Origin of the sequence: Spirillospora sp. NPDC048823, assembly GCF_043198445.1 — a bacterium.
Lineage (GTDB): Bacteria > Actinomycetota > Actinomycetes > Streptosporangiales > Streptosporangiaceae > Spirillospora.
On record NZ_JBICUT010000019.1, the window covers coordinates 121,873 to 147,358 of the forward strand.

The window sequence follows — 25,486 nt, forward strand, 5'->3', positions numbered from 1 at the left end:
CCAGCTCAAAGCCCCCTTGCGATCATCACAAGGGGGCTTTTGCCAACATGAGGATCTCGTTCTCCAGCTCCGGTTGCCGCGCCTTCGGCGCAGCTCGACCAGCTCTTTGTGCTCGCCGGCGCTCAGGCCGTCGAGGTGGCCTTCGTCGATGCCGGCCTGACGGATCCAGTTACTCAGGCACGTCTGGCTGATACCGAGACTCTTGGCCAGCGCGGTGACCGACTTGTCGCCGGTCCGGGCCAGCTCGACGGCGCGGCGCGAACTCCGGCGGGTGAGGTGGTGCACGAGACACTTCCTTCCCAAGTTGATCAAGGTCAACTCAGATCGGGTGTCCGTGGAACCAGGGGAAGCTCACTCGACGCCACCGCAACTCCACGGCGGGGCTGACATCGGCCTGTTGAGCGGGTGGATCCCAGGGTTCGTTGGGACACCACAGAATGTGCCGGAGATCGGCGTCATCGGGCCACCACGGCCCCGTCACGTCCCGCTCGAAGATCTGGACGACCGGCACCGTTCTCGCGAACGAGTGCCCGGACCGGTCGGCTGGCAGTGCTCAGGCTTGCTGATCCGTCCACCACGCGGCTCAACGCTTTTGTCTTTCAAGCCTGTGCACGTAGCGCAGCGAAACGTCCCGCAGGTCGATGCTGAGGGGGTAAGGGTCGTGCTCGTCCAGGATCAGCATGCGGAGGAATTCCACCATGCCGCAGGGGAACAGCGTGAAGTCCTCGTCAGTGTGTCGGCCGCAAACCAGGACCGGCCACTGGTCGGGGTCGGGATCAGTGGTCAGCCAGCACAGGATGTCGGGGCCTGAGGTGACGCCCCAGGCGAGGATGTGGTTCGGGTCGATGTCGAGGCCTTCCTGACCTCCCAGCATCTCCCAGGCGTCACGGGCGTTGTGCGTCTCCTCCTCGAAGGTCTCATCATCCAGGTAGATGCTCTCCTTGGGCAACGGCATGAGGACGACGCCCCCGCCGCCCCGTCCGTCCGCGGCGCCGAACGAGCCGGCGCCATAGATGGACATGAAGGCCATGTAGTCACGCGGGAACCGCGTGCCCCATTGCACCTCTGCTGCCGACCAATCGATTTCCTCGTCCGCACCGAGATCTGAAGGCAGGATTTTGGTCAGCGCTGCGATACCTGTCGGGTCTTCCACGGCAGATCCCTTCGACAACGTGGCCGCGAGCATACGAGGTTGCATCGACAAGCGCCGCAAGAGGCGCACTAGTGTTCTGAGTCAATAATTCTTTGGTAGTCGGCAGGCTGTGGGGATGCCGAGCCCGAAGCTTGAACCGGTGGTGTTGTCCGACGAGGAGCGGTCGGTGCTGACCGGGTGGGTGCGTCGCCGCAAGACCTCGCAGGCTTTGGCGTTGCGGGCTCGGATTGTGCTGTTGTGCGCCGAGGGCGGCACGATCGCAGGTCGCCGAGCAGGCCGGGACCTCGCGGAACACGGTGTCGAAGTGGCGGTCACGGTTCCTGTCCGGCCGGCTTGAGCGGCTGACCGATGAGCCGCGGCCGGGCCGGCCCCGCACGATCACCGATGAGCAGGTCGAGCGGGTGGTCACAGCGACGCTGAAGGAGACACCCTGTGCCGACACGCACTGGTCGACGCGGTCGATGGCGGCGGCGACCGGGATGTCGCAGTCGGCGATCTCGCGGATCTGGCGGGCGTTCGGACTCAAGCCGCACACCGTGCAGACCTGGAACTGTCGACCGACCCCCAGTTCGTCGACAAGGTCCGCGACGTGGTCGGCCTGTACCTGAACCCGCCCGAGAACGCCCTGGTCCTGGCCGTCGACGAGAAGTCGCAGATGCAGGCCATCGACCGGACCGCCCCCATCCTGCCGATCATGCCCACCACCCCGGCCCGGATGACCCACGACTACGTCCGGCACGGCACCACCAGCCTGTTCGCCGCCCTGGACCTGTCGTCGGGCTCGGTGATCGCCCAGCACTACCGCCGCCACCGCCATCAAGAATTCCTGCGGTTCCTCAAGCTCATCGACGCCGCCGTCCCCCAGGATCTGGAGCTGCACCTGGTGCTGGACAACTACGCCACCCACAAGACCGAGCAGGTCAAGAAGTGGCTACTGCGCCATCCCCGGTTCCACCTGCACTTCACCCCCACCAGCTCGTCCTGGCTCAACCTGGTCGAACGCTGGTTCGCCGAACTCACCAACCGCAAACTGCGCCGCTCGGCCCACCGCAGCGTCGTCGAACTCGAACGCGACGTCCGCGGCTGGATCAACGAGTGGAACAAGAACCCCAAGCCGTTCGTGTGGACCAAGACCGCCGACGAGATCCTCGAAACCCTCGCCGCATACTGCCAACAAATTAACGACTCAAGACACTAGCGGGTCGGCTGCAGGTTCGCTGCGCTCGCCTTATAGGTGGCTTACGGTCGTCAACCGGCAACTCTGCGCGAGATTGCCTGTCACGCGATCTCGCCGTTCGCGCGGGCGCACCCCTCCGGGACGGGTGTGCGGGCTAACGGCGGTGCTGACTCGACATTCGGTGCTCAGCTGGGCGCGCGGCAGCACCCGGTGGAGCTTAGCGGAGCCGGGTTTGCGGTTCTTGAAGGGGGCGGTTCGCCGCCAGGGCGAGATCAGCATGATTCCCTGGCCGGTAGCGCCGGTTCGGCCCTGAGCAGTGAAGTTGCGCTTCACCATGTCCGTGGCGGCTGCCATGATGGCGCTCGTGACGATGAGCGATGTGGCCCGGCATGAGGTGAGTGGGCAGCGGATCGAGCAGGCTCTGCAGGACCCGGGGCGGCGGGCCTTTGGTCGCTGGCACACGATGCAATACGACTACTGCTCCGATGAGCGGCTGCGGCGGATGCGCGACGAGCTCCTCGACCACGTGGCCGCCCGCGCGGTGGCGGACCCCGAGCCCCGCACCGCCCCCTCGGACGTCGTCCTGCGCACCGCGGCCGAGTGCGCCATGGGATTCCTGAGCCTGGGGTGCTACCCCAAAGGTGATCAAGAGATCTTCTTCACTCTCATCGAGGAGACGCTCAGCAGCGCCGAAGTGGACTTCAGTCATGTAGTGGAGCAGGCGGTCACCGCGGGGACCTGGCTGGACGCATTCGCTCTGGCTGTGATCAGCGGCATGATCTGGGAACGGGACCTGGTCATCGGGCTGATGCTGCGCGGCGACTATGCGCCGGAAATCCGTAACGGCTTGCCGTGTTCGCACCTGGAATCAGAGTCGGACCCGGGCGAGCTGGCGGAGATGGACGCCTTGTGCGGCTACCTCACCCCGGCCACAGGGCGTTCGCCCAGGGACTGGCCGGCGGTTGCGCTGTGCAAGCCGAACCCTGACGAACGGGCCCAGGCAACGCGGCAGCTGGATGCCCTCCATGCACTGATGCCGGATCAGCGCCTACTGCGCGTGCTCCTGGAAGATGACCAGGCGGCCTTTGAACAGGCCCTGGAGCATCGCCTCATCCAGCACCGGGAGAGCACATCCTCCGATGCGCCGCCCCGCAGCCTCCTGCCGCACAAGACCATCGCACTGGCCGCGCTGGCGGTCCAAGTGCACGGCTGGGACTTGCGCGTCCGATCCGCCTACCTGCCGCAGACCATGCTGAACGCCCCGGAATCCGCGCCGTCAGCCAGGAGCTGAACCAGTACCCCCACCACTGCTGTCTGCACCGGCTTGGCCGTCCGCTTGTTCGACCGGGAAGGGAGGCTGGCTCGGGCCCATTCGGTAAATCATGAGTTGTGACCTGCCGTTGAGGGACAGGCTCCGCGTGGTGGGTTCCACGGTGACGGCCAGCCACTGGCCGTCCGGTGACCAGGCCATGGCTTTGACCCACGTCGTGAGCTGCCGGCCCATGATGATCTTCATGTCGGAGGTCCGCCATACGCAGAGCTCGTGCGGCCGTTTGTGGCCGTAGACGTCCAGGTAGGGCAGCTTGCGGCTGAAGCTGCTCGCCGCCAGGTAGGCGCCGTCCGGGCTGGCGGCGAGCTTGAAGAGGCAGGTGGACGCCTTCATGACCTTGTCCTTGATCCGGCCGGTCGCCGGGTCGAGGACGTAGAGGTTCTCCCTGGCGCCCAGAAACAGGTGGCTGCCATCGCCCGCGAAGGACTCGCACTGGATGGGATCCCAGCCGTCGCCCGCAACGCTGGTCGGGATGGGAGGACGGTCGGGAGCGCAGATGTCGATCCCGCCGTCGCGGTTGTTGTAGTTGCCTGTCCAGTAGCCCCCGCCGCGTGAGCGTATGCGGCCGGGCTGGAATGGGGCTCCGACTTCGGCGCGGGCGTCCACATGGTAGGCCCACTGCGTCCGATCGTCTTCGTCCGGTCTCGAGCAGTAGTTCTTGAGGGTAATGACGGGTTCGCCGGGTACCCACGCCATCAGTGGCAAGATCCACTCCACCCCGGACGAGACGTGGACGACCTGTGACCAACCGGTGGTCTCGTATACCCAGACCCGGCCCTTGTCGCTGCACAGCGCCAGGTACCGGCCGTCATCGGAGAACTCCGCCCCGATGACGCCGTCGTACTTGATGTCACCCGTCGTCACGTCGAAGGGGCTCACCGTAAGGGCGGGGGCGGTGAGGTCCGGGATGTTCGGCGCGTCCTCGGCGGTCCACATATCCGCGTTGTACGGGAACGCCGTCGTCCCCCAGGCGTCGCCCTCGCTGAACGACTCAATCCAGCGCCGGTCGGTGACGTACACGTCGTAGTCGAACTGGACCAGCAGGTCCTCGTCCTGCCAGTAGCCGCCGTGCTCGTAGTAGAAGTCGCACAGCTCCTTCCACTGCTCCGGGGACGGGGGGTGGTTGCGGGTGGCGAGTCGTTCGACGCCTGAGACGAAGCGCCGGGTGTTGGCATCGATCCATTCGCCGTCCAAGCTCGTGGCGACGTCGATCCGGTCATGGAGCGGGCCACGCTCCCAGAGCAGGGAGAAGAAGAAGGTCGGATCGTCCGGTTCGGGACCGTACGTCTGGCTGTGCGTGTCGTAGTAGACCACGAAGATGCGGAAGCTGATCCTGAGCTCGTCGGGGTGGACGGCCAGGACGCGCACGCCATAGATGTCAGTCGACACCGTCGTCTCCTCCGGGGGCTTGGTGACAAAATCGATGATCACATGGGCCGCGGACACTTCGGTCGATCGGGAAAGCCCCTCGCCCTGTCCCTGGATGCCCGAATCCCGACGCGGTCCGCCTTGCGGCTCGAACGCGAGGCGGTTTCCCAGACGAGTGATGCTTTCCATATCAGCCGTGATTGTCGCGGGTCAGGAGCGGATGGAAAGAAGCACTATGGCGATGGTTGCGGCGCTTATGAGGGCGAACGTAGCGATGGCGATTCGGTAGGGGTGGCGCTCGGCCCTCGACACCAGGCCCGGATAAATGTGGTCGAGGTCTTTTGCTTTAATCGGGTCTTTGAGGTGATTGCACGGCACGCCGATTGCGTCCACCAGCCGGTCGAAATCCTCGCGTGTGTAGCTGTCGCCGGACACCCTGATGAGCAGGTCGCGATGTGGGCCGAGCACGAACAGACTGCCGGCGAGCACTCCCCTCGGCCCGAGGATGGACGCGCGCACCGCCGCCGTGAACTGGGAGCGTGGCCGGCGTTGCCGGCCGAACGGGCCCTGTACGACGAGCTCGTGCGGCGTGAGGATGATTCGGGCACGGAGGAGGGCAGCGATCGTCAGGCTGATCAGCATGGTGAACGGGACGCCCACAATCGGGGCGAACACCGTCGGAGCGTCGCCGATCAGGATCGCGGCGATGATGCTCGCCGTGGCCACCGCCAAGGTGGCCAGAACGGCCAGCCCTCGCCTGAGATCCGGCCGCAATACGAGCTCTCCTTGGACGTCGTGCATGCGAGCGTCGCCCCCTGTTCGTGTCCAACGAGTGTGGCGCATCGGTGGTGGCGCTTCATCCGCTCGGACCGGTCGTTCAAGGGCGGCACCCGTTGCCCGAGGGGCGGAATCTGGTCGCCCACGGGGGGCCGGGCATGGACGACGGCGGGTTTACGGTGGCTTCATGGCGTTGGTTGCAGGTGGGAATGTTGCCGGGCCGGGGGGTGCGGAATCCGCCCGGTGGTGGTTGCGGATGATGCGGGATCCGCTGGGAACGTACGGGGCGCTCGGGCGGCGGTATGGGGACGCGGTTCGGGTGCCGTTCGGGGTGGGGCGTGCGCTTTATGTGCTTTCGCGGCCCGAATATGCCGAGCATGTTCTCGTGGCCAACCAGGCCAACTACGTCAAGGCGTTCACGTACCGGCCACTGCGCGCGGTCCTCGGGGACGGGCTGCTGACCAGCGAGGGTGAGACGTGGCGGCGGCATCGGCGGGTGGTGCAGCCGGTGTTCGCGCAGCGGCACGTCGCCGGGTTCGCGCCGCAGATCGTCGAGACGGCCGTCGCGGCGGTCGGGCGGTGGCCCGACGGGGTGATGTTCGATGCGGCGGGTGAGTTGCGGCGGCTGACGCTGGACATCGTGGGGCGGGCGTTGTTCGGCAGCGAACTCGCGGGGGAGGCCGGGCGGACGGGGCGTTCCCTGGAGGCGCTGCAGCGTGGCGCGGTCGTCGGGACGTTTCTGCCGGGGGTGACCGCGAAACGTGGGGTGTATCGGCGTGTGCCGGGGCTGGGCGGAGCGATCGGCCAGTTGGACGGCCTGGTGCAGCGGGTCATCCGGGGGTCGTCCGGTGGGGAGCTCCTGAATCTGCTCAAGGAGGGCGGTGAGTTCTCCGAGGCCGAGTTGCGCGATGAGGTTCTGACTCTCCTGCTGGCCGGGCATGAGACGACGGCGGCTTCGCTGGCGTGGACGTTCGTGCTGCTTTCCCGGTATCCGGCGGCGCGTGAGCGGCTGGAGAGGGAGGTGGACGAGGTGCTCGGCGGGAGGGATCCGCAGGCCGGCGACGTGGACCGGCTGCCCTGGACGCGGGCCGTCCTTTCCGAGGCGATGCGGATCTACCCGCCGGCGTGGACCATCGAGCGCGATGCCGTTGACGGAGACGACATCGCGGGGGTGAGGGTCCCGGCGGGGTCGACGATCGCGGTCCCGCCGTATCTGCTGCATCGGAACACGGAGATCTGGCCCAACCCGGAGGGTTTTCAGCCGGAGCGGTTCATGGGGGAGCAGCAGCGTCCCCGCTACGCGTATCTGCCGTTCGGGGGTGGCAGGCGCATCTGTGTCGGGGCCGGATTCGCGATGCTGGAGGCGATTCTGGTGCTGGCGACCGTCAGCCGCACTCACCGGCTCGATCTCGCTCCGGGGGTGTCCGTGCGCGGGCGGGCTGAGATCACGTTGAGGCCCGCCGGGCCCGTTCCGATGCGGGTCTCACGCCGGTAGGGCCGCGGAATAGGCCCTGCAGGACGGGTGATGCGGTGGGTGGCCCGGATCTGGTTCAGGCGGGCTTGATGTTGTGGTTGCGGTGGAACACGTTCTGGGGGTCGTACGCCCGCTTGATCTCGCGGAGCCGGCGGTGGTTCCCGCGTGTCGCGTCGACGGGCGTTGAGTCGACGTTATAGTCACAGCTATTGATAGTCAAGATTCGTGACTAAACTCGACCTGAGGAGATTCCGCGGCATGCGGTCCGTGGGAAGGGCGGGTACGACACCGCGGCCCCGTCCGACCTGCGTCGATGTGACTGTGTGTCCTTTCTGGGCACACGAAGGGCATGAACATCACAGGGATCATCACCGCGATCGTCATCGGAGCGATCATCGGGGCGCTGGGGCGGCTGCTGCTGCCGGGCCGGCAGCCGATCGGCATCATCCTGACCGTGCTCGTCGGCATCGCGGCGGCGCTCATCGGGACGGCGATCGCGCAGAGGGTCGGCGTCGACACCACCGGCGGGATCGACTGGATCGAGCTGGTGTTCCAGGTCGGCCTGGCGATGCTCGGTGTCGCGATCGTCGCCGCGCTCAGAGCGCGCCGCAAACACCGCAATGTCGAACGCTGACAGGTCCGCCGCAGGCGACGCGGCCGGTCAGGACGGAGGCTGTTCGGGGGTCCGGGGGCGCGGGCCGGGGAGGTGGAACAGGCCGCCGAGCCTGGACAGGACCTCCCGGTCGCCCGACACGGCGGCCCTCCCGCCGTCGATCAGGTCGCGGAGTGCCGAACGGCCGGCGGCCATGCCGAGGAGCGCGTCCTCGTCCATCTCGATGACGGCGTCCGGGCGCTGCGCCGGGCCGTGCGCCACCTCGACCGTGCCGTCGTCGACGCGGGCGTGGAGCACCTCGTCGTCGATGCGGAACTCGTAGACGGCGCGCAGCCCGGCGGCCGCCTCGGGATCGAAGCAGGACCTGAGCCCCAGGACGGCCCACCCCGGGTGGAAGGTCTCACCCTCGCGCCGTTCACCGAGCGCCCACTTCATCCCCCACCGGGCGATCTCCAGGACGGCCGGGCCCAGTTCCTCGCCCGCCTCCGTCAGCGCGTACGCGGGCGTCCGGGCGGGCGCCGGCAGCGTGACCTTGCGGGCGAGGCCCTCGCGCTCCAGATGCTTCAGCCGCGCCGACAGCAGGCCCGTGCCGAGGCCCCGCAGGCTGGCCTGCAGGTCGCCGAACCGTTTGGGGCCGGTGAGCAGCTCCCGGATCAGCAGCAGCGTCCAGCGTTCGCCGACGAGGTCGAGGGTGCGCGCGGTCGCGCAGTACTGGTTGTACGTCCGCTGGTCCACTGCATCACTCTATGGCGCGGGCTTCTTGTTCTCGAAGTCCCCGGCGGTGTCCAGGAGCAACTGGGCGAGAGGTTCCGGATGGGTGAGCATCACGTTGTGCGGACCGTCCAGCCCGAGCGTCCGGTATCCGAGCGCCTTGCCGAACCGGTCGAACGGAAACGACTGCGGACGGCAGTAGACGGCCGTTCCCGGGATCCGGTCAACGGCTCCGGCGAGGCGCGTGGTGTCGGTGAAGGTGCGCAGCGGCTGGGGGCGCAGGCGCGGGACGAGCCGTCCCGCCTCGCCGGGGTCGGTGATTCCGAACGCCGCCGGGGGAGGGGCGGGCACCTGCGCTCCGTCCGCCCAGGACCGGACCGTCTGGACGAAGGCGTCGGGGGCCAGGGTGAACATGCCGGAACCGTCCGGCCCGGCCCACCCGTCGACCAGCACGATGTGGGCCACCCGGTCGGGGCGCAGGTCGGCCGCTTCCCTCACGACCAGGCCCGCGTAGCTGTGCCCGACGAGCACGACGTCGTCTGGTGCGGTGCCGAGTGCGGTGACGACGTCCTCGACGTGCTCGCGCAGGCCGACATCACCGTCCCGCAGATTCGGGACGAGGGTGTGCGCACCGGCCCGGTGAAGGAACGGCGTCACCTTCTCCCAGGCCCAGGGGCCGTGCCATGCGCCGTGAACGAGGACGAACGTGGTCATGCGGGGCGCTCCCGTTGCAGAAGGGGCAGGACGAGGCCTGCGAAGGCCTCAAGGCCGGCGTCGTGGTCGTCGGTCGCCAGCCGGATCACCACATGCCGTGCGCCGGCCTCGGCGTAGGACGTCAACCACGTCGCGGCGTCGCCCGCCGTGCCGGCGAACGTGGCCTGGATCGACTGGATGAACTCCAGCGGGGCGTCGTAGTAGCGCTCGATGCTGGTCCGCAGACGCCGCTGTGCGCGCTCGGCGTCGTCGTCCAGGCAGACGGTCGCGTACAGGGCGGGGGTGACGGGCCGGCTCGAAGCCTTCTCGATGACGTCCCGTTCCTCCGCGTACGTCCGCACCTCGGGCGGGTAGGGCAGCCAGCCGTCGGCCAGGCGGGCCACCCTCCGCACCGCCGGCCCGCCGCCGCCCGCCAGCCAGATCGGCGGCCCACCGGGACGGGCGGGCGGCGGCGCGAGCTCGACGTCCTCGAACGCGAAGTGCTCGCCCCGGTACGAGACCGGGCCGGTGCCCGACCACAGTTTCCGCATGGCCGCGATCGACTCCTCCATGCGGCTCACGCGGCGCTTGAAGCCCACGCCGATCGCGTCGAACTGGGCCTCGGTCCGGGGGTTCGGGAATCCGGCGCCCATGCCGGCGATCAGCCGCCCGTCCGCGAGCCGGTCGAGGGTGGCGAGCTGGTGCGCCAGCAGGATCGGGTGCCGCAGCGCGGGCAGCAGCACCGCCGTGCCGAGCTGGACCCGTTCGGTGGCGTGCGCCGCGGCCGCCAGGAGGAGCAGCGGGTCGGCGCGCGGCCGGGTCACGGGGCTGTCGCCCGCCCACACCGAGTCGAACCCGAGCGCTTCGGCCCGCCGGGCCTGCTCGACCAGCCGTCCCGGATCGTGCTCGTCCAGGAGGCTCTGCTCCCGCGTCGGCAGCAGATAGCCGACCCGTGTCTCCGCCATGGCCCCTCCTCATCGGGTGGGACCGACTCTAGAGGGTTACTTCTTGTTTCTGAAGTGTTTTGTTCAGAATCAGGTAGGCAACTTGATCGGGTCAGTCGTTGGTGAGGACGACGGGGCCGTTCGAGGCGGTGGCGGCCAGCCAGAGGGCACCGGTTACGGGGACGGCGGTCAGCCCGTTGACGGTCATCTCGTCCGCGCCCCACGGCATGGACAGGGTGGTGCGCTGCCAGGTGCCGCCGGTGTACGACAGCAGCACCGGCCGCCACTTGCCGTAGCCGTCGACGTAGATCCTTTCCAGGCCGCCCGCCCAGACGGTTCCCGAGCCGTCCACGGCCAGGTCCACCCACTGGGTCCCGCTGGGCAGGTCGATCTGTGACCAGGTGGAACCGTTCCAGCGGACGACGTACTCGGCGGCGTACACGGCGGCCCAGACTTCGGTGGCGGAGACCGGCAGCACCTCGGTCAGCCGGCGGTCGTCGCCCGGGTAGTCGACCGGCGTCCAGGAGTCGCCGTCCCAGTGGGCCGCGGCGGCCCGGTTACCGGCTGCTTCGCCCACCGCCCATGCGTCGGTGGCCGTCCGTGCCCGCACGTCCTCCACGCGGGTGAGGCCGGTGCCCTGGGCGGGCTGCCATGCGCCGTCCGTCCAGCGATAGAGCGGCGCGTCGCCGCCCGTCGTCGACAGCCACGCGCCGGCGGCGCCCCCATGGACCTCGACCGGCACGTCGGACTCGGGCGGGTCGATCTTGGTGAACGCGGTCCCGTCGAAGTGCGCCAGGTACGCCGGCTGAACGTGCGGCGGCGTGGACACCCAGACGTCGTCGGACGCGACCGTGCCGATCGAGGTGATCGCACCGTGGCTGTTCCAGCCGGGCAGCGGGAACTCCTCCCAGGCGGAGCCGTTCCAATGGCGGACCACGGGGTTGCCGTCGCTCCGCACGTAGCAGCCCCACGAGGCGATCTGCGGGATGCAGAAGGCCCCTTGCGCGCCGGCCACCCACACGTCGGCGGGGCCGACCGCCGCGATGTCGGAAAGACCGGCGTTCGGCCAGAGGAACGGCAGCCCGATCCGGCGCCACTCCTCGGCCGCCGCCCGCACGGGTGCGGCCGGTGCCGCGGCCGCCGCGGTGGACGAGGGCGTGTTCGCCGCCGTGCCCACCGGCACCGTCACGACCGGTGCCGCCGCGATCGACACCGTGGAAAGGAGGAGGGTCGTACCGGCCATCAGACGTCTCATGGAGCAACCATGCCACTAACGGCTGGCATTTTCCTAGTGCCGGTTGTGGCCCCGCGCGGCCGCCGGGGGCGAGGCGTGTCGTTCTCCTTCTGGATCTCGCCAAACGAGGGTTGCGGACGTTGAAACTTTGATCTCATAGAGCGATCAGACAAATGCGGAGAGTCATGTCCGGTCCAGGGAGGCCAGATCCAGATGATGGGGGACTCGAAGGTCACGGGACGCCGGCGGAGCGAAACGGAACCTTCAGGGCTGTATGCGCCGATAGCGGGTTATGAGCGGTTCCGGCTGCTCAGACGGCGGTTCCGGCGAGCCGCGCTGGTCGTCGCCACGGTGTTTCTCGGGTGGTACTTCGTCTATATCGGGCTGTCCGCGTTCGCCCGGGACTTCATGTCGCGGACGGTCGCCGGACACGTCAACGTCGCGCTCCTGCTCGGCGTCCTGCAGTTCGTCTCGACGTTCGCGCTGGCCTGGGCGTACGTGGCGTACGCGCGGCGGCGCCTGGACCCGCTGGCCGGTGAGCTGCGGTGATCGAGCATCACGCGGTCACGTTCGCGCTCTTCGTCGCGTTCATCCTGATCACTCTCGGGATCACGGTCTGGGCGCGGATGAACACCCGCGGCGCCGACGACTTCTACGCGGGCGGGCGCACGTTCTCCGGCGCGCAGAACGGCGTGGCGCTCGCGGGCGACTACATGTCGGCGGCGTCCTTCCTCGGCATCGCGGGGATCATCGCGCTGTCCGGATACGACGGGTTCCTGTACTCCGTCGGCTTCCTGGTGGCGTGGCTGCTCGCACTGCTGCTGGTCGAGATGATGCGCAACGCGGGCCGGTTCACGATGGCGGACGTGCTGTCGCGGCGCGTCCGGCGGCAGGCCCCCGTGCGCCGGGCGGCGGTCGTCTCCACCGTCACCGTGTCGGTGTTCTACCTGCTGGCGCAGATGGTCGGGGCGGGGGCGCTGGTGTCGCTGCTGCTCGGCATCCACAGCGGGGAGCGGTTCCTCGGAATGTCCGCGGGCACCGCCCGGACGGTGACGATCGTCGCGGTGGGCGCGCTCATGATCTGCTATGTGGCGTTCGGCGGGATGAAGGCCACCACCTGGGTGCAGATCATCAAGTCGGGCCTGCTGATGGCGGGCTCCGCCGTGCTGGCGGTCATGGTGCTCGGCAGGTTCGGGTTCGACGTCGGCGCCATGCTCGGGTCCGCAGCCGACGCGAGCGGGAAGGGCGAGGCGTTCCTGCGGCCGGGACTGCGATACGGGCAGGACGTACCCGGCGACGCCTACCACACGATCGTCAACAAGCTGGACTTCATCAGCCTCGCCGTCGCCCTGGTGCTCGGCACGGCCGGCCTGCCGCACATCGTCAACCGCTTCTTCGCCGTCCCGGACGGGCGCGCCGCCCGCACGTCGGTGTCGTGGGCGATCGGGCTCGTCGGCGTCTTCTACCTGATGACGCTGGCGCTGGGCTTCGGCGCGGCGGCCCTGGTCGGACGCCGGGCGATCGTCGAGCAGGACCCGTCCGGCAACACCGCCGTACCGCTGCTCGCGCGGGCGGTCGGGGAGCACGCCGGCGGACACCTCGGCGGTGACGTCATGCTGGCGTTCATCGGCGCGGTGGCGTTCGCGACGATCCTCGCCGTCGTGTCCGGGGTCGTGCTGGCCTCGTCCACGTCGCTGGCGCACGACTACTTCGGCCAGGTGCTGATGCTCGGCCGTCCGCGCGAGTCGCAGGAGGTGGGGGTGGCCAGGTTCGCGGCGTTCCTCGTCGGCTCGCTGGCCATCGTCCTCGCGGTCGTCGCCCGCAACCTGAACGTGGCGTTCCTGGTGGCGCTGGCGTTCGCGATGGCGGCCGCGGCCAACCTCCCGGCGATCGTGCTGTCGCTGTTCTGGCGGCGGTTCACCTCCAGCGGTGTCGTCGCCGGCATCTACGGCGGGCTGATCAGCTCACTGGTGCTGGTGGTGTTCTCACCGGTCGTGTCGGGCAAGGTCGACCCGGTGACGGGCGAGAGCCGGTCGCTGTTCCCCGCGGGCGTCGACTTCCACCTGTTCCCTCTGGAGAACCCCGGCATCGTCTCGATCCCGATCGGGTTCGCCTGCGCCGTCGCCGGAACCCTCCTCGGACGGGAACAGCCGGACCCGGAGCGCTACGACGACCTGTCGGTCAGGGCGCTGACGGGGGCGGGCTCCCACTGACGTCCGGCTGCGGGACGGCGGCGTCCGGCCCGGCGTGGCGGTGACGTGCCGGTGTGGGACGGATAACATTTCGTGCGCACCCTGGTTACCAGTGGGTATTGAGGGACTGGCCAGGCAGGTCGCGGAAGGGAAGACCCTCGCTGTCCCGGACGTGCCCTAATGTTCCGAGTGCCCGGGCCGAGGCCGGTTCGCGTGGCAGAATGTCAACCCGTCGTGGAGCGCGGCGGTCTGCCGGGAGGGAGGTGCGGCGGCGTGTCCGAAGCCGGTCGACGCCGTCCAGCGCGTACCCGACCGGCGACCCGGCTCGGCGCCCGGACGACCGCGGCCCTCACGGTGCTCACCCTCGGCGCGGCCGTGGCCGTACCGGTGGCCGTCGCGACCGGAGACCGGCCGCAGCCGGAACGGACCGTGCGCGGCGCGGCGGCCGGGGCGCTCCTCAACGCCCCGACCGACCAGATCCGCGGCCGCGAATGGCACCTGAACGTGCTCCGCACCCAGAAGGCGTGGAAGTACTCCAAGGGACGCGGCGTCACGGTCGCGGTCCTCGACACCGGCGTCGACAAGAACCACCCCGACCTCACCGGCCAGGTCATCACCGGGCCCGATCTCACCGGCGGAGTGCGCAGTCCCGGCACCCGCTTCTGGGGCCTGCACGGGACGTCGATGGCGAGCATCATCTCCGGCCACGGCCACGGGCCCCGGCTGTCGCAGGGAATGATGGGCGTCGCGCCGCAGAGCCACATCCTGTCCATCCGCGTCACGCTGGAGAACGACGACCCGCTGCGGCGCGACAACGGGCAGGAGAACGGGAGCGCCGACCGCGACGCCGTCGCCCAGGGCATCCGCTACGCCGTCGACCACGGCGCCGACATCATCAACATGTCCCTCGGCGGCGGACGCCAGTTCTACAACGGCACCAAGTCCCAGGAGAGCGCGATCAAGTACGCGCTCGGCAAGGGCGTCGTCCTGATCGCCTCCGCGGGCAACGACGGCTCGGGCGCCAACCGCAAGAACTTCCCCGCCGCCTACCCCGGAGTGATCGCCGTCGGCGCGCTCGACCGCAGGCTGCGCCTCTGGAAGGACAGCAACAGGCGCTCCCACGCCGCCGTCTGCGCACCCGGCGTGGACATCGTCAGCGCCGACGCCAGCAACGGCTACGTCGTCGGGACGGGCACCAGCGCCTCGTCGGCCATGGTCGCCGGGGTCGCCGCCCTCGTCCGGTCCCGCTACCCGAGGCTGACACCGGCCGAGGTCCGGCAGGCGCTGATCCAGGGGTCGCCCGCGCGGCGCGGGCATCCGACGGGCTCGTCCACCTGCCACGGGACGGTCGACGCGCTGAGGACGCTCTTCGCCGCACACAAGATCAACAAGACGTCCAGCGGCCCGGTGGAGACCCCGCCCCCGTCCCCGGCCCCGGAGCCGGTGGCGCAGGCCCCCGAGGAGGGCTCGGACCTGCTGCTCCCGGCGGTCCTCGCCGGCGGCGGAATGCTCGTCGTCTTCGGGCTCGTGCTCGGCTGGCGGCAGCGGCGCCGCCCGGATGACGACACCGGCGACACCGACGCCGTGCCCGACTACGGCCTGCCGTCCGCCCCCGTCGCGCAGCGCCAGCCCGCCGCCGCGGCGGCGGTGCCGCCGGGCTCCGCCGCCATGGCGCCCGTGGTCGCGCCGGTCAACGTGCCGCTCTGGCAGAGCACCGACGTGTACCAGGGGCCGCCCGCGCCGGCCGTCCCGCCAGGGAACGTTCCGCCTTTCGGCGTCCCGGGAGGGGAGCCCTCGCCGTGGGACGCAGCGCCCATGGACACGCCGCCCTTGGACACGCCGGCCATGGACACGCCGGCCATGGACACGCCGGCCATGGACACGCCGGCCATGGACACGCCGGCCATGGACACGCCGCCCCTGGACACCTCGACCTGGGGTGCCTCCTGGGACACGGAGGCATCGCCCGGCGTTGTCGAGCCCCCGCCGCCGCCGGCCCCGCACCAGCCGCCGATCATGTCGAGCGAACTTCGTCCGTTCGTCCCCGGCGAGTACTCGGCGGACGGACGGAACGGGGGCCACGCCAACAGGCAGGGCCACGCCAACGGAGAGGGCCACCTCAACGGGCAGGGCCATCTGAACGGCCAGGGCCTCACCAATGGGCACAAGCCGGCGAACGGGCACGACTTCGGCAACGGTCACGGTCATCACGCCGACGGGAACGGCGCCAACGGCACCGACGTCAACGGTTCCGGTTTCGGAGTCGGCGGCGCCGGAGGCGATGCGCCCGGCCTGGACGACGACGACTGGGACGCGTTCCGGCGCAACGCCCTCGGCGGGCACGAACGACCGGACATCGACCTGACCGCCCCGCTGCCCGCCGTGCCTCCGGAACCGCCGGCGCAGCCGCCGCTCCCTCCCGGACCGCCCGGCCCTCCCGGACCGCCCGTGGACGGGTGGCCGACCGGCGCGCTGCCCGCCGTCCCGCCCGATCCCGCCGACGGTGAGCCGCCGCGCGGGCCCGTCCCCCCGGTGAACCAGGCGGACGACGAGCCGCGCGGGCGGCGTCCGCGCCCCTCGGGGCCCTCCGACGACGAGGACTACCGGCCGCCCTGGTGGTGAACCCCGTGCCCGCGGTACTCCGCCGGGCGTAGCGCGAGAGTCTCCGGCCAGACGATGTGTGCCCCCGAACCTGTCGCCGAGCATCGACGTATCCGAACGACAGGAAGGGTCGATGGACCATGTTGATGACATTGGCGACGCAGATGAATCCGGGCAACTGGCACGACGGCGGGGACGCGCCGGCGTTCTGGCCGGTCTTCCCGATCACCTTCGGCCTGTTCTGGCTGGCCGTGCTGGCGACGGGGTTCTACCTGATCCGCCGCAAGATGAACGGCAACGCCGCGGCGGCCGCGGCGGCGGCCGACCCGATGGCCAAGGCGCAGTCGGTGCTCGCCGAGCGGTTCGCCCGCGGCGAGATCGACGAGGACGAGTACCTGATGCGCATCTCCACACTCCGCAACGGAAGTTGACCCGGGCCCGGCGCCGCCCGGAGCGAGCAGGTCCGCGCTAGTCGGCGCGGGCCTCCTCGAAGATCTTGTCGATGCCGTCCGCGTAGCGCGGGGCGCGGGCGGCGGCGTCGACGAAGCGGGTGAGGAGCCGGGCGAACTCCGTCCGCTCCGTCGCCGACCAGCCGGACATCAGCTCGTCGAAGTAGGCGCGGCGGAACCGGTCGGCGACCTGCTTGACACGCCGTCCCGCCTCGGTGAGTCCCAGGTTGGCGCGGCGCGCGTCGACGGGGGACGGGCGCCGCGACAGCAGCCCCGCGTCGATCGCGTGCCCGACGAGGCGGCTCGCGGTGGACGGGTCGATCTCCAGTCGTTCCGCGACGGCGCCGACGGTGACCTCGCAAGACGGCTCGTCCGTGTCATGTGGCGCCGTGTCATGGGGCGCCGTGTCATGGGGCGCCGCGTCACCGGGTTCCGCGGCCGTGAGGGCGGCGACGGCGTTCACCACCATCAGGTTCGAGATCTGCAGCGGGCGCCCGCCGGTTTCGGTCGGCGTCTGCGCGCGGATCCGCTTCATGAGGTCGGGTTTCGCCCAGGCCCGGCGAAGCTGGAGCAGCGCCACGCTGATGTCGGCCAGGACGGGGTCGGAGGCGGGCTCGTCATGACGTCCCGGGGTGGCCGGCTCCCGCACGGCGGTGCCGTGGTCGGAGGCCTCGTGGTCGGCGGGTTCGTGGTCGGCGGGTTCGTGGTCGGCCGCGTTACGTCCGGCGGGCCGTTTCGTGGCGGAGGTGTCCGTCGCCATGCAAAGGTCTCCGTTCCGTGCTGTCATCGCCGCCTGCTCGGACGCCGCGCCGGACACTGCGGATTACCGACCCTAACGAATGCGATCGCACGCGTCCGGGGCGGCTGGGACAGGTGGTCCCGGTGGGACACGCGGCGTTGAAGATCCCCAGGTGAACGGGGATGTGATGCACTGAATCGTCGGCCGCCGTTCCCCGCGAACCGCCGGAACTTGTCGGCGCGGACGCGTAACATGACTCCCGCCCGAACCCGGACGACCCGGGATCAGTGACCACAGAGGGGACCTGATGCGAGCGGCGAACCCCCCCGGTGATCCCCGCGGTGACGTCCCCCCACAGGACGGAAGCATGGACGATGGCCCGGTTCCGCAACCCGTGACCGAAGAAGGGGGGGCGGACGACGCCGCCTTCCCCGCCGACCAGCTCTCCGAGCGTGACCGCCGGATCCTCGCCTTCGAACGGCAGTGGTGGAAGTACGCCGGAGCGAAGGAGCAGGCCATCCGCGAGCTGTTCGACATGTCGGCGACGCGGTACTACCAGCTCCTCAACATTCTGATCGACCGACCCGAGGCGCTCGAGTGCGACCCGATGCTCGTCAAGCGCCTGCGCCGGATGCGGTCGCAGCGGCAACGCAGCCGCGCGGCCCGCCGCCTCGGCATCCGGCCCTGACCCGGCCGGCCGCACCCGCCTCCGTCCGAGGACTCGCGCCGGGCGGGTCCTGGCGACACCCCGGACGAAGAGGGTTGACTGGCCGGGTGAACTCTCCCCGCTCTGTGACGGCCGCCGGCGCCGACGGCCTCGACGCCATCCGTGAATCCCCGGCCGGGGCCGTGCTCGGCTTCGACTTCGACGGCACTCTCGCGCCGATCGTCGACGATCCGGCCGCGGCCCGGGCGCATCCGGATGCCGCCGCGGCGCTGGCCCGGCTGGCTCCGCTGGTGGGCGCGGTGGTGATCGTCACGGGACGTCCCGCGGCGGTGGCGGTCGAGTACGGCGGTTTCGAAGGCATCGACGGCCTGGTCGTGCTCGGGCAGTACGGGCTGGAACGCTGGGAGTCCGGCGTTCTGACCGTCCCCGAGCCGCCGCCGGGTGTCGCGGAGGCCCGAGCCAAGCTGCCGAGCGTCCTGGCGGCCGCGGGTGCGCCGCCGGAGACCTTCGTCGAGGACAAGGGGCAGGCGCTGGCGGTGCACACCCGCCGGTGCGCCGAGCCGGAGGTCGCGCTTGAGCGGCTGCGGAGCATTCTCGCCGCGCTCGCCGAACGTACCGGGCTGACGGTGGAGCCCGGCCGGCTCGTCCTGGAGCTGCGGCCGCACGGGATGGACAAGGGGATGGCGCTGCGGTCGTTCATCGACGACCGCGGGGCGCGCCCGTCGGCCGTGCTGTTCGCCGGAGACGACCTCGGTGACCTGGCGGCGTTCGACGCCGTGGAGTCGCTGCGCGCGGAAGGGGTGCCCGGGGTGCTGGTCTGCAGCGGGTCCAGCGAGGTGACGGCGCTCGCCGAGCGGGCGGACGTGGTCGTGGACGGCCCGGCCGGAGTCGTCGGTTTCCTCGGGACGCTGCTCGACTCGCCTCTCTGACCTGCACGACACGCCAACGTCTCGTCGTAAAGTGACAAGAATCGCGCCCGGGGTCATCGGATCTCGCCTGTTTCCGGAGCCGCGTGCGGGCCGCCGTCCACGTGAGGCAAGATGTGGCGAATTGCGGCAAGTGTGCGGTTCGCGGGTGGCCGCGCTACGAAAGGCGAACTAGACGGTGGACACGGAACCGGGACTCCCACGCCGTCCGGGCGATCCCCGGCACATTCCCCAGGGTGATCCGTCGCCCCGGGCGACACCGCTGGAAGGACTGCCGGTTCACCCCGCGGCGCCCGAGCCGCCGGGTGCCCGGACACCGCCGCCGGGTGCGCCGGTACCTCCGGGTGCCCCGACCCGCCCCATCGTCCAGGGACGCCCCGGCGCCCCGGAGACACCGGGGGCCTGGGGCCGCCCACCCGAACCCCCGGGCCGCCCACCCGAACGCCCATCACAGTCCGGGACACCGCTGCCCGGGACATCACAGCCGGGGGGTGTGTGGGCCGGCGTGCCCGAGACGCAGAACGCGTACCCCGAGCGGACCGGAGCGTCCGCGCCGAGTCAGACGGGCAGCTGGGAGACCGGCGGCGTGGAGGTGCGGCTCGGGTCGCGGACGCGCGAGCGGGAACGGCAACGCCGGGAGCGGCAAGGCCGGGAGCGGCGAGAGCGCCGGCCCGCGGGACGCCGCGGCATGATGGCCGGGGCGGGCGTGCTCGTGGTGGCCGGGCTCGTCGTGATCGGGCTCGTCCTGACGCCCGGCTCGGGGGACGAGGGCGAAGCGGACGCCGGCAAGGCGGGGCAGAGCGTCGAGAACGTCGAGCTCCCGCCGGCCGGGGCACCCGTCGAAATCGGTACGGCCGACGGGTTCAGGTACCGGATCGCCGCGGTGACCAGCGGGTTGAACGAGAAGACGAAGTCCGCGCCGCCCGCCGGCACGTCGTTCCCCTACATCGATTACCTCCTCACCAACCCGACGCAGCAAGAGGTGCTGCTCAACTTCCCGGGCGACGTGTTCCTCAAGCGCGAGTTCGTCACGTCGGCCGCGCAGGGCCGGTGCGAGCCGCAGACCGGCGTCCCCGATGACATGTGCACTCCGCCGACGACGAGCGAGGTCGTGCGGCGGCTCGCGGGCGGCGAGCTGGTCCCCGCGGCGGGCGGCGACAAGTACATGCCGCCGGGATCGACGTACCTGGTGCGCATCACCGTCCAGGCGCCCATCAAGCGCGGCCTCACCAGAGCGGACATGAGCCTGTACGTGTGGAGGCAGCTCTACATGGCCGACAAGCCCGCGAAGCAGGTCCCCTTTCCGAAGTGAGGCGCGAGGATCGCGGCTTGTCCGGCTTCCCCCGGACCGGACTCGCGCCGTCCTGACAGGTGCCACTGACGGGTGACCGGTGCCGTACTGGCCGGTTGTTGGCCCAGGTGACAAAGTGGCGTGTACGGATTTGTCGGATCTCGCGAGACTCTGGTGGCGCGCGTGGACCGGCTGTCTAATTGCGCCAAAATAGGATGGATCGCGGTAAGTGTGGTCACGGGGAACCGCACAGGTACATGGGGAGGCTTGACGGTGAACACTGAACCGGGAGTCCCACGCCGTCCGGGCGAGGTGCGAAGCGCTCCACCCCATGAGATTCCGGCGAAGGCCACGCCCGTGCAGGGGACGCCCGTCCACCCCGGACGGGCCGCGCGGCCGTTCCCGCGGGCGGACGTGCGGAGACCGCCGGGCACCCCGGTTCCGCCGGGCGCCCCGACGCGTCCCATCGTCCACGCGGCTCCCGGTGCGCAGGAACCGCCGCGGGTCTGGGGCCGTCCCCCCGAATCGCCGCAGCCGCACGTTCAGCCGCACGTTCAGCCGCACGTCCGGTCGCAGGTCCGGTCCCCGGAGCAGCCGGGTGCGGAACAGGACATGCGCGGCGGCGCGGCATGGGCGGGTGTCTCCGAGGCGCAGGACGCGTACACCGAGCAGGACATGTACGTAGAGCACGGGGACGAGCCCGCGGCCGGGCAGATGGGCGTCCGGGAGACGAGCGGCGTGCAGGTGCGGCTCGGGTCACGTGAGCGCGAGCGGGAACGCACGGCGCGGCAGCGGGCGGGGCGCCGCAGCGGGCTCGTCGCCGCGGGCGTCCTCGTCCTGGCCGGCCTGGTCGTGGTCGGGCTCGTCCTGACGCGCGGCGGCGGTGGCGGCGGTGAAGGCGCCGCCGCCGGTGAGCGTCCTACGGGCGGCGCCGACGTCCGCCTGCCCTCCGCCGGGGCGCCCATCAAGGTCGGCACGGCCGACGGATCCAAGTACACCCTCGCCACGGTGACCAGCGGGGTGAGCGACGGCGCCGTGACGACGTTCCAGTCGTCGCCGCCGTCCGGGACGTCGTTCCCCTACATCGAGTACCTGCTCACCAACCCGACGGACGAGAAGGTGCTGCTCGACTTCCCCGGCGACGTCTTCGTCAAGCGCGAGCTCGTCACGCCCGAGGCCCGGGGACGGTGCATGCCGCAGGCCGGCGTCCCGGAGGAAATGTGCACGCCGCCGACGAAGAGCGAGGTCGTGCGGAGGCTCGCGGGCGGTGCGCTCATCCCCGGAGAGGGCGGCGACAAGTACATGGCGCCGGGCGCCACGTACCTGGTGCGCGCCACGGTCGACGTCCCCGTCCAGAACGACATCGCCCGCGGGGACATGAGCCTGTACGTGTGGAAGCAGCTGTACATGGCCGACCAGCGCGCCAAGCCGGTCCCCTTCCCGGGCTGACCGCGCCGGATGCCGCTTCAATCGGCTTCGGGGTCATCGGCGAGGATTCCGTAGAGGCGGCGGCGGGCGTCGTTGACGACGTCCAGCGCACGCGCCTTCTGCGTCTCGCTGCCGACCGCCATGACCTGGTGCAGGGCGCCCATCAGCTGGCCGACCGCCTCACGCCCGCGCAGGGCGTTCTCGCCGGCGGCCGCGGTGACCTCGTCCCAGGGGGTCGTGCTCTGCGCGGCCGCCGCCTCGCGGCCCGCGTCGGTGAGGGAGAACAGCCGCTTGCCGCCCTGCTCCTCGCTGGTGACCATGTCCTCGTCCTCCAGCATCTGGAGGGTCGGGTAGACCGAGCCGGGGCTCGGCCGCCAGACACCGCCGGTGCGGGCGTCCAGTTCCTGGATCATCTCGTAGCCGTGCATCGCCCGCTCGGCGAGCAGGGCGAGCAGGGCCGCCCGGACGTTGCCGCGCCGGGTCCGCCGCCCGCGTCCACCGCGTCCGCGATGGCCGGGCCCGGGACCGAACCCCGGGCCGCCGGACCCCCACGGGCCGAACTGGTCTCCGCGGCGCCCGCGCTCCTGGAACCCCCGGGGGCCTCCGCGCCTTCTCGGTGTGTCGTCACGCATCTCAGTCTCCTTAGCTTATGATCGGTTGCGATGCATTAACGATATATCGGAATAGGTCGCGAAGCAACACCGCGTCCTGGATCTGCCCGCGCGCGCGGGGCGCGTCGGCGGACGCCAGGAGAGCACAGGGGTGGACGTATTACCGTGCAACGGCACGGCGCCGCCAGTCAGGGGACGGCCAGGCCGGGGCGTGTGATGGTCAGGGGCCGGTGACCTTGAGGCTGTCCAAGATGTCCTTGGTGGCGTTGCGGTCGTCGGTCTCCTTGACCCGGATCCACAGGCCGAACTTGCCGGACTTGTCCCGGAGGCCGACCTCGGTGACGGACGGCGTACCGGTCTTGCAGTTGGTGAAGCGCGTGATCGTCCCGCTGAGGGCCTTGTCCGGAGTGGTGTAGTTCTCCGGCTCGGCCTTCGTGCACTGGGAGTGGACGGCCGCGCTCGGCGGAGGAAGCTGCCCGTCACGCGCGTCCGCGGTCACGCCGATGAAGACCCCGGGGCCCTTGCCGTTGCCGAGGTAAGCGGCCTTGTCCGGCGTCGCCCGCAGCACCGGGCGCGGCTGGGCGTCGTTGAGCCGGACGGTGGACGGCGTCCACGTCTGCTCGCTCTGGTCCTTGGGCCACGCCTTCGGCACAGCGGCCTTGATCTTGCCCGAGTTGTCGGCTATCGCGACGAAGTCCTTCGGAATCTTGGGCTTGTCTTCCTTGTCCTTGCCGTCGTCGCCGCCGGAGAACAGCAGGCCGAGGGTCAGGCCGCCGACCAGTGCCACCGCCAGAACGACCACCGTGATGATCAGCGGCGTGACGAACTTCTTCCCGGTGCCGCCACCGCCGCCCGGCCGCCCTGGAGCACCGCCGCCCCGGAGTTTGCCCAGCAGCCCGCCCTTGCCGCCGCCAGGCCCCTGGCCCTGACCCTGGACCGGTCCGGGTGGCGGCGGCTGAAATCCGGTGGGAGGCGGCTGCCCCGGTTGCCCAGGCTGGCCGGGCTGGCCGGGCTGACCGGGTTGGCCGGGCTGACCGGGTTGGCCGGGCTGACCGGGTTGGCCGGGCTGACCGTAAGGCTGCGGGCCGCCCGGCCCCGGGCCCATCGGCTGCATGGGGCCGCCCTGCTGCGGGGCGCCGTTCTGCGGAGGCTGCGTCGGGAAGACGGCGGTCTTGTTGTCGCCGCCGGGGCCGCCCTGCTGCTGCGGAGGCGGCGGAGACTGCATCGCCACCGTGCGGTCGTTGTCATTGTCGGGGGCGGTCGCCGGCTCGGCCTGCCCGAACGGCGTGCCGCGTCCGCTCGGGTCGTCCACGATCGTCTGCTCACCGCCCTGCGGCCCCGGCGGGACGCGCATCTCGGACGTGTGGACGTCGTCCTCGGCCGGCTGGTCGAGCCGTGTCCGCATCTCCCGCGGGCCACCGCCCTGCGGGCCGGGCGCCGGCCCCGGCGCGGGAGGCTGACCCTGGACGGGCGCCTGCCTTTGAACCGGTCCCTGTCCTTGGGCGGGGCCCTGCGCCTGGCCCTGAACGGGAGTCATGGCCGGAGCCGGGCCGGGGCCGGGCGGCCGGGCCTGGCTGCCGTCCCGGTAGAAGTCCTGGACGGTCGCGTCCGCGTTGATCTGCGGGGCCGGCGGCGCGTACGAGGGCGCGGGCACGCCCGGCGCCGACGTCGGCCGCAGCGTGGACAGCGCCTCGGCGAACGCCTCGGCGGTCGGCCACCGCTTCTCCCGCTCGACCTCCAGGGCGCGCAGGATCACCTGGTCGAACGCCGGAGTGATCCCCTCGCGCAGCTCGCTGGGCGGCGACTTGACCGGTGCCGGGCCGGGGGCCCGTCCGGTGATCATGTGGTAGGTGAGCGCGCCGAGCCCGTACACGTCGGCGCGCACGTCCAGGCCGCCGCCGAACCTCGCCTGCTCCGGCGACATGTACCCGGGCGTGCCGACCGGCAGGGTGAAGGCGCCGGAGGCGTGCGCGAGAGCCTTGGCCAGCCCGAGGTCGGCGATCAGCAGCTTCTCGCCGCCGTCCGGCGTCGACTGGAACAGCACGTTGGACGGCTTGAGGTCGCGGTGGATCACGCCCAGCGTGTTGATCACCTCGACCCCGTACGCGATCTCCTCGGCGAGGGCGATCGCGTCGCTGACCGGAAGTGGCCGCTCGCGCATGCGGTCGCCGAGTGTTCCGCGGTCCGCGTACGACATCACGAAGTAGGGACGCCCGTCCGGAAGCTCGCCGATGTCGTGGACGCGGACGAGGCGCTCGGAGTCGGCGCGGCGAAGTATCCGAGCCTCCTCCAGGAAACGGTTGCGCACGTCCAGATCGTCGATCAGGCTGCCAGACAGGACTTTTATCGCTACCTGGGACTCCAGGGCGTCGTCTTGCCCCAGCCACACAGAGGCGAACGCCCCCGAACCCAGGACGCGGTCGATCCGGTAACGGCCTACTGATGGTGGGAAAGACACACCCGTATCATCCCAACAACGGGGTGAGTGCGCGAACGAGCAATGAGGCGGCATGGCATTCGACGAGAGGACCGAGGAGCTGGCGGTCAAGGCCGCGCAGGGTGACCAGAGCGCCCTCAACGAGCTCCTCCGCAAGATCGAGCCGGACGTCCTGCGGCACAGTTCCCGATTCCTGCCCTGCCGGCAGGACGCCGAGGAGGCATGCCAGGACGCACTGCTGCAGGTGGCGCGGAACATCCACCGCTTCGAGGGGCGGTCGAGGTTCAGCACCTGGCTGCACGTCGTCGTCTCCAACTCCGCCCGTTCCACCTACCGGTCGCTGAAGCGGCGCTCGGTGGAGCAGGCGGGGGAGCTTCCGCAGCAGCGCCCCGACCCGCGCCGTACCAGCGTCATCGCGGGCTCCCGGGTCGACATCCTGGACGCCATGGAGGACCTGGAGGCTCGCAAGCCCGACCTCATCCAGGCCCTCGTCCTGCGGGACGTCTCCCAGCTGGAGTACGCGGAGATCGCCGAGCAGCTGGGCCTTCCGCTCGGCACCGTCAAGTCCCGCATCCACGAGGCGCGCAAGCAGGTCAGGCAGACACTGGGCGAGTCCTACACCTGACCGCCGCCGGCCGGGCCCGTGACGCGCGGCCGTGACGTGCGGCCCT

General features: G+C 70.6%; 23 protein-coding genes and 1 pseudogene. 13 read left to right on the forward strand and 11 right to left on the reverse strand.

Going from position 1 to position 25,486, the window contains the following annotated elements; genetic code table 11:
- Nucleotides 1-583 precede the first annotated feature (583 nt).
- Nucleotides 584-1,153: an SMI1/KNR4 family protein gene (locus ACGFK0_RS32950; protein WP_392912055.1), complete on the reverse strand. Its 570-nt coding sequence runs from the start codon at nucleotides 1,151-1,153 to the stop codon at nucleotides 584-586.
- A gap of 115 nt (nucleotides 1,154-1,268) precedes the next feature.
- Here ACGFK0_RS32950 and ACGFK0_RS32955 point away from each other — a divergent pair.
- A pseudogene (locus ACGFK0_RS32955) lies at nucleotides 1,269-2,351 on the forward strand (IS630 family transposase).
- Between the two features lie 295 nt (nucleotides 2,352-2,646).
- Nucleotides 2,647-3,621, forward strand: coding sequence for an immunity 49 family protein (locus ACGFK0_RS32960; protein ID WP_392912057.1), 975 nt, complete (start codon nucleotides 2,647-2,649; stop codon nucleotides 3,619-3,621).
- Here the strand turns inward: ACGFK0_RS32960 and ACGFK0_RS32965 are convergent.
- Both ACGFK0_RS32965 and ACGFK0_RS32970 read right to left on the reverse strand, forming a co-directional pair.
- Entirely contained in the window at nucleotides 3,607-5,049 is a 1,443-nt protein-coding gene (locus ACGFK0_RS32965) for a WD40 repeat domain-containing protein (RefSeq protein ID WP_392912059.1), read from the reverse strand. The two genes, ACGFK0_RS32960 and ACGFK0_RS32965, sit on opposite strands and share 15 nt — an antisense overlap.
- A gap of 189 nt (nucleotides 5,050-5,238) precedes the next feature.
- The gene (locus ACGFK0_RS32970) at nucleotides 5,239-5,829 is read right to left on the reverse strand and encodes a hypothetical protein (RefSeq protein ID WP_392912061.1); all 591 of its coding nucleotides are present in this window, start codon (nucleotides 5,827-5,829) and stop codon (nucleotides 5,239-5,241) included.
- A gap of 235 nt (nucleotides 5,830-6,064) precedes the next feature.
- On the opposite strand from ACGFK0_RS32970, the gene ACGFK0_RS32975 reads away from it, so the two are divergent.
- Complete coding sequence (locus ACGFK0_RS32975; protein ID WP_392912148.1) at nucleotides 6,065-7,300, forward strand: cytochrome P450; 1,236 nt, start codon at nucleotides 6,065-6,067, stop codon at nucleotides 7,298-7,300.
- A gap of 55 nt (nucleotides 7,301-7,355) precedes the next feature.
- Here the strand turns inward: ACGFK0_RS32975 and ACGFK0_RS32980 are convergent, their stop codons facing one another.
- Entirely contained in the window at nucleotides 7,356-7,499 is a 144-nt protein-coding gene (locus tag ACGFK0_RS32980; RefSeq protein WP_392912063.1) for a BBE domain-containing protein, read from the reverse strand.
- 129 nt (nucleotides 7,500-7,628) lie between these two features.
- On the opposite strand from ACGFK0_RS32980, the gene ACGFK0_RS32985 reads away from it, so the two are divergent.
- Nucleotides 7,629-7,913: a GlsB/YeaQ/YmgE family stress response membrane protein gene (locus tag ACGFK0_RS32985; protein ID WP_392912065.1), complete on the forward strand. Its 285-nt coding sequence runs from the start codon at nucleotides 7,629-7,631 to the stop codon at nucleotides 7,911-7,913.
- A 27-nt stretch (nucleotides 7,914-7,940) separates the two neighbouring features.
- On the opposite strand, the gene ACGFK0_RS32990 is transcribed toward ACGFK0_RS32985, so the two are convergent.
- From ACGFK0_RS32990 to ACGFK0_RS33005, 4 genes are all read right to left on the reverse strand, one after another.
- Entirely contained in the window at nucleotides 7,941-8,627 is a 687-nt protein-coding gene (locus ACGFK0_RS32990) for a winged helix-turn-helix transcriptional regulator (RefSeq protein WP_392912067.1), read from the reverse strand.
- A gap of 9 nt (nucleotides 8,628-8,636) precedes the next feature.
- Nucleotides 8,637-9,317, reverse strand: a complete 681-nt coding sequence (locus ACGFK0_RS32995; RefSeq protein ID WP_392912069.1) for an alpha/beta fold hydrolase — start codon at nucleotides 9,315-9,317, stop codon at nucleotides 8,637-8,639.
- Nucleotides 9,314-10,261: an LLM class flavin-dependent oxidoreductase gene (locus ACGFK0_RS33000; protein ID WP_392912072.1), complete on the reverse strand. Its 948-nt coding sequence runs from the start codon at nucleotides 10,259-10,261 to the stop codon at nucleotides 9,314-9,316. The genes ACGFK0_RS32995 and ACGFK0_RS33000 overlap by 4 nt, the downstream gene beginning before the upstream one ends.
- Before the next feature lie 91 nt (nucleotides 10,262-10,352).
- The gene (locus tag ACGFK0_RS33005; protein ID WP_392912074.1) at nucleotides 10,353-11,495 is read right to left on the reverse strand and encodes a hypothetical protein; all 1,143 of its coding nucleotides are present in this window, start codon (nucleotides 11,493-11,495) and stop codon (nucleotides 10,353-10,355) included.
- Between the two features lie 192 nt (nucleotides 11,496-11,687).
- On the opposite strand from ACGFK0_RS33005, the gene ACGFK0_RS33010 reads away from it, so the two are divergent.
- From ACGFK0_RS33010 to ACGFK0_RS33025, 4 genes are all read left to right on the forward strand, one after another.
- Entirely contained in the window at nucleotides 11,688-12,023 is a 336-nt protein-coding gene (locus ACGFK0_RS33010; protein ID WP_392912077.1) for a DUF485 domain-containing protein, read from the forward strand.
- On the forward strand, nucleotides 12,020-13,687 hold the full coding sequence (locus tag ACGFK0_RS33015) for a cation acetate symporter (protein WP_392912080.1): 1,668 nt from the start codon (nucleotides 12,020-12,022) through the stop codon (nucleotides 13,685-13,687). Before ACGFK0_RS33010 ends, ACGFK0_RS33015 begins: the two co-directional genes overlap by 4 nt.
- 252 nt (nucleotides 13,688-13,939) lie before the next feature.
- The gene (locus ACGFK0_RS33020) at nucleotides 13,940-16,288 is read left to right on the forward strand and encodes a S8 family serine peptidase (protein ID WP_392912082.1); all 2,349 of its coding nucleotides are present in this window, start codon (nucleotides 13,940-13,942) and stop codon (nucleotides 16,286-16,288) included.
- Nucleotides 16,289-16,407: 119 nt separating this feature from the next.
- Nucleotides 16,408-16,698, forward strand: a complete 291-nt coding sequence (locus tag ACGFK0_RS33025) for an SHOCT domain-containing protein (protein ID WP_392912085.1) — start codon at nucleotides 16,408-16,410, stop codon at nucleotides 16,696-16,698.
- Between the two features lie 37 nt (nucleotides 16,699-16,735).
- On the opposite strand, the gene ACGFK0_RS33030 is transcribed toward ACGFK0_RS33025, so the two are convergent.
- Nucleotides 16,736-17,476: a MarR family winged helix-turn-helix transcriptional regulator gene (locus ACGFK0_RS33030; RefSeq protein ID WP_392912087.1), complete on the reverse strand. Its 741-nt coding sequence runs from the start codon at nucleotides 17,474-17,476 to the stop codon at nucleotides 16,736-16,738.
- A 346-nt stretch (nucleotides 17,477-17,822) separates the two neighbouring features.
- Between ACGFK0_RS33030 and ACGFK0_RS33035 the strand changes: the two genes are divergently transcribed.
- The 4 genes from ACGFK0_RS33035 to ACGFK0_RS33050 all read left to right on the forward strand — a co-directional run bounded on the left by ACGFK0_RS33035 (nucleotide 17,823) and on the right by ACGFK0_RS33050 (nucleotide 21,788).
- The gene (locus ACGFK0_RS33035; protein ID WP_358469225.1) at nucleotides 17,823-18,143 is read left to right on the forward strand and encodes a DUF3263 domain-containing protein; all 321 of its coding nucleotides are present in this window, start codon (nucleotides 17,823-17,825) and stop codon (nucleotides 18,141-18,143) included.
- Nucleotides 18,144-18,229: 86 nt separating this feature from the next.
- On the forward strand, nucleotides 18,230-19,051 hold the full coding sequence (gene otsB, locus ACGFK0_RS33040) for a trehalose-phosphatase (RefSeq protein WP_392912090.1): 822 nt from the start codon (nucleotides 18,230-18,232) through the stop codon (nucleotides 19,049-19,051).
- Between the two features lie 502 nt (nucleotides 19,052-19,553).
- Entirely contained in the window at nucleotides 19,554-20,360 is an 807-nt protein-coding gene (locus tag ACGFK0_RS33045) for a hypothetical protein (RefSeq protein ID WP_392912093.1), read from the forward strand.
- 252 nt (nucleotides 20,361-20,612) lie between these two features.
- Nucleotides 20,613-21,788, forward strand: a complete 1,176-nt coding sequence (locus ACGFK0_RS33050) for a hypothetical protein (protein ID WP_392912095.1) — start codon at nucleotides 20,613-20,615, stop codon at nucleotides 21,786-21,788.
- 17 nt (nucleotides 21,789-21,805) lie between these two features.
- Here ACGFK0_RS33050 and ACGFK0_RS33055 read toward each other — a convergent pair whose 3' ends face one another.
- Together ACGFK0_RS33055 and ACGFK0_RS33060 are read right to left on the reverse strand one after the other, a co-directional pair.
- Nucleotides 21,806-22,399: a PadR family transcriptional regulator gene (locus tag ACGFK0_RS33055; protein WP_392912097.1), complete on the reverse strand. Its 594-nt coding sequence runs from the start codon at nucleotides 22,397-22,399 to the stop codon at nucleotides 21,806-21,808.
- A 199-nt stretch (nucleotides 22,400-22,598) separates the two neighbouring features.
- A complete protein-coding gene (locus ACGFK0_RS33060) occupies nucleotides 22,599-24,890 on the reverse strand; it encodes a serine/threonine-protein kinase (RefSeq protein WP_392912099.1) in 2,292 nt (763 codons plus the stop codon).
- On the opposite strand from ACGFK0_RS33060, the gene ACGFK0_RS33065 reads away from it, so the two are divergent.
- The gene (locus ACGFK0_RS33065; protein WP_358469208.1) at nucleotides 24,889-25,440 is read left to right on the forward strand and encodes an RNA polymerase sigma factor; all 552 of its coding nucleotides are present in this window, start codon (nucleotides 24,889-24,891) and stop codon (nucleotides 25,438-25,440) included. The genes ACGFK0_RS33060 and ACGFK0_RS33065 overlap by 2 nt on opposite strands.
- Nucleotides 25,441-25,486 lie beyond the last annotated feature (46 nt).

Coding starts and splice junctions, on each gene's coding strand:
- ACGFK0_RS32970 (WP_392912061.1), bottom strand. CDS start 5,829: ATGCACGACGTCCAAGGAGAGCTCGTATTGCGGCCGGATCTCAGGCGA.
- ACGFK0_RS32975 (WP_392912148.1), top strand. CDS start 6,065: ATGCGGGATCCGCTGGGAACGTACGGGGCGCTCGGGCGGCGGTATGGG.
- ACGFK0_RS32985 (WP_392912065.1), top strand. CDS start 7,629: ATGAACATCACAGGGATCATCACCGCGATCGTCATCGGAGCGATCATC.
- ACGFK0_RS32995 (WP_392912069.1), bottom strand. CDS start 9,317: ATGACCACGTTCGTCCTCGTTCACGGCGCATGGCACGGCCCCTGGGCC.
- ACGFK0_RS33000 (WP_392912072.1), bottom strand. CDS start 10,261: ATGGCGGAGACACGGGTCGGCTATCTGCTGCCGACGCGGGAGCAGAGC.
- ACGFK0_RS33005 (WP_392912074.1), bottom strand. CDS start 11,495: ATGAGACGTCTGATGGCCGGTACGACCCTCCTCCTTTCCACGGTGTCG.
- ACGFK0_RS33010 (WP_392912077.1), top strand. CDS start 11,688: ATGATGGGGGACTCGAAGGTCACGGGACGCCGGCGGAGCGAAACGGAA.
- ACGFK0_RS33025 (WP_392912085.1), top strand. CDS start 16,408: ATGTTGATGACATTGGCGACGCAGATGAATCCGGGCAACTGGCACGAC.
- ACGFK0_RS33030 (WP_392912087.1), bottom strand. CDS start 17,476: ATGGCGACGGACACCTCCGCCACGAAACGGCCCGCCGGACGTAACGCG.
- ACGFK0_RS33035 (WP_358469225.1), top strand. CDS start 17,823: ATGGACGATGGCCCGGTTCCGCAACCCGTGACCGAAGAAGGGGGGGCG.
- ACGFK0_RS33055 (WP_392912097.1), bottom strand. CDS start 22,399: ATGCGTGACGACACACCGAGAAGGCGCGGAGGCCCCCGGGGGTTCCAG.
- ACGFK0_RS33065 (WP_358469208.1), top strand. CDS start 24,889: ATGGCATTCGACGAGAGGACCGAGGAGCTGGCGGTCAAGGCCGCGCAG.
- ACGFK0_RS33060 (WP_392912099.1), bottom strand. CDS start 24,890: ATGCCGCCTCATTGCTCGTTCGCGCACTCACCCCGTTGTTGGGATGAT.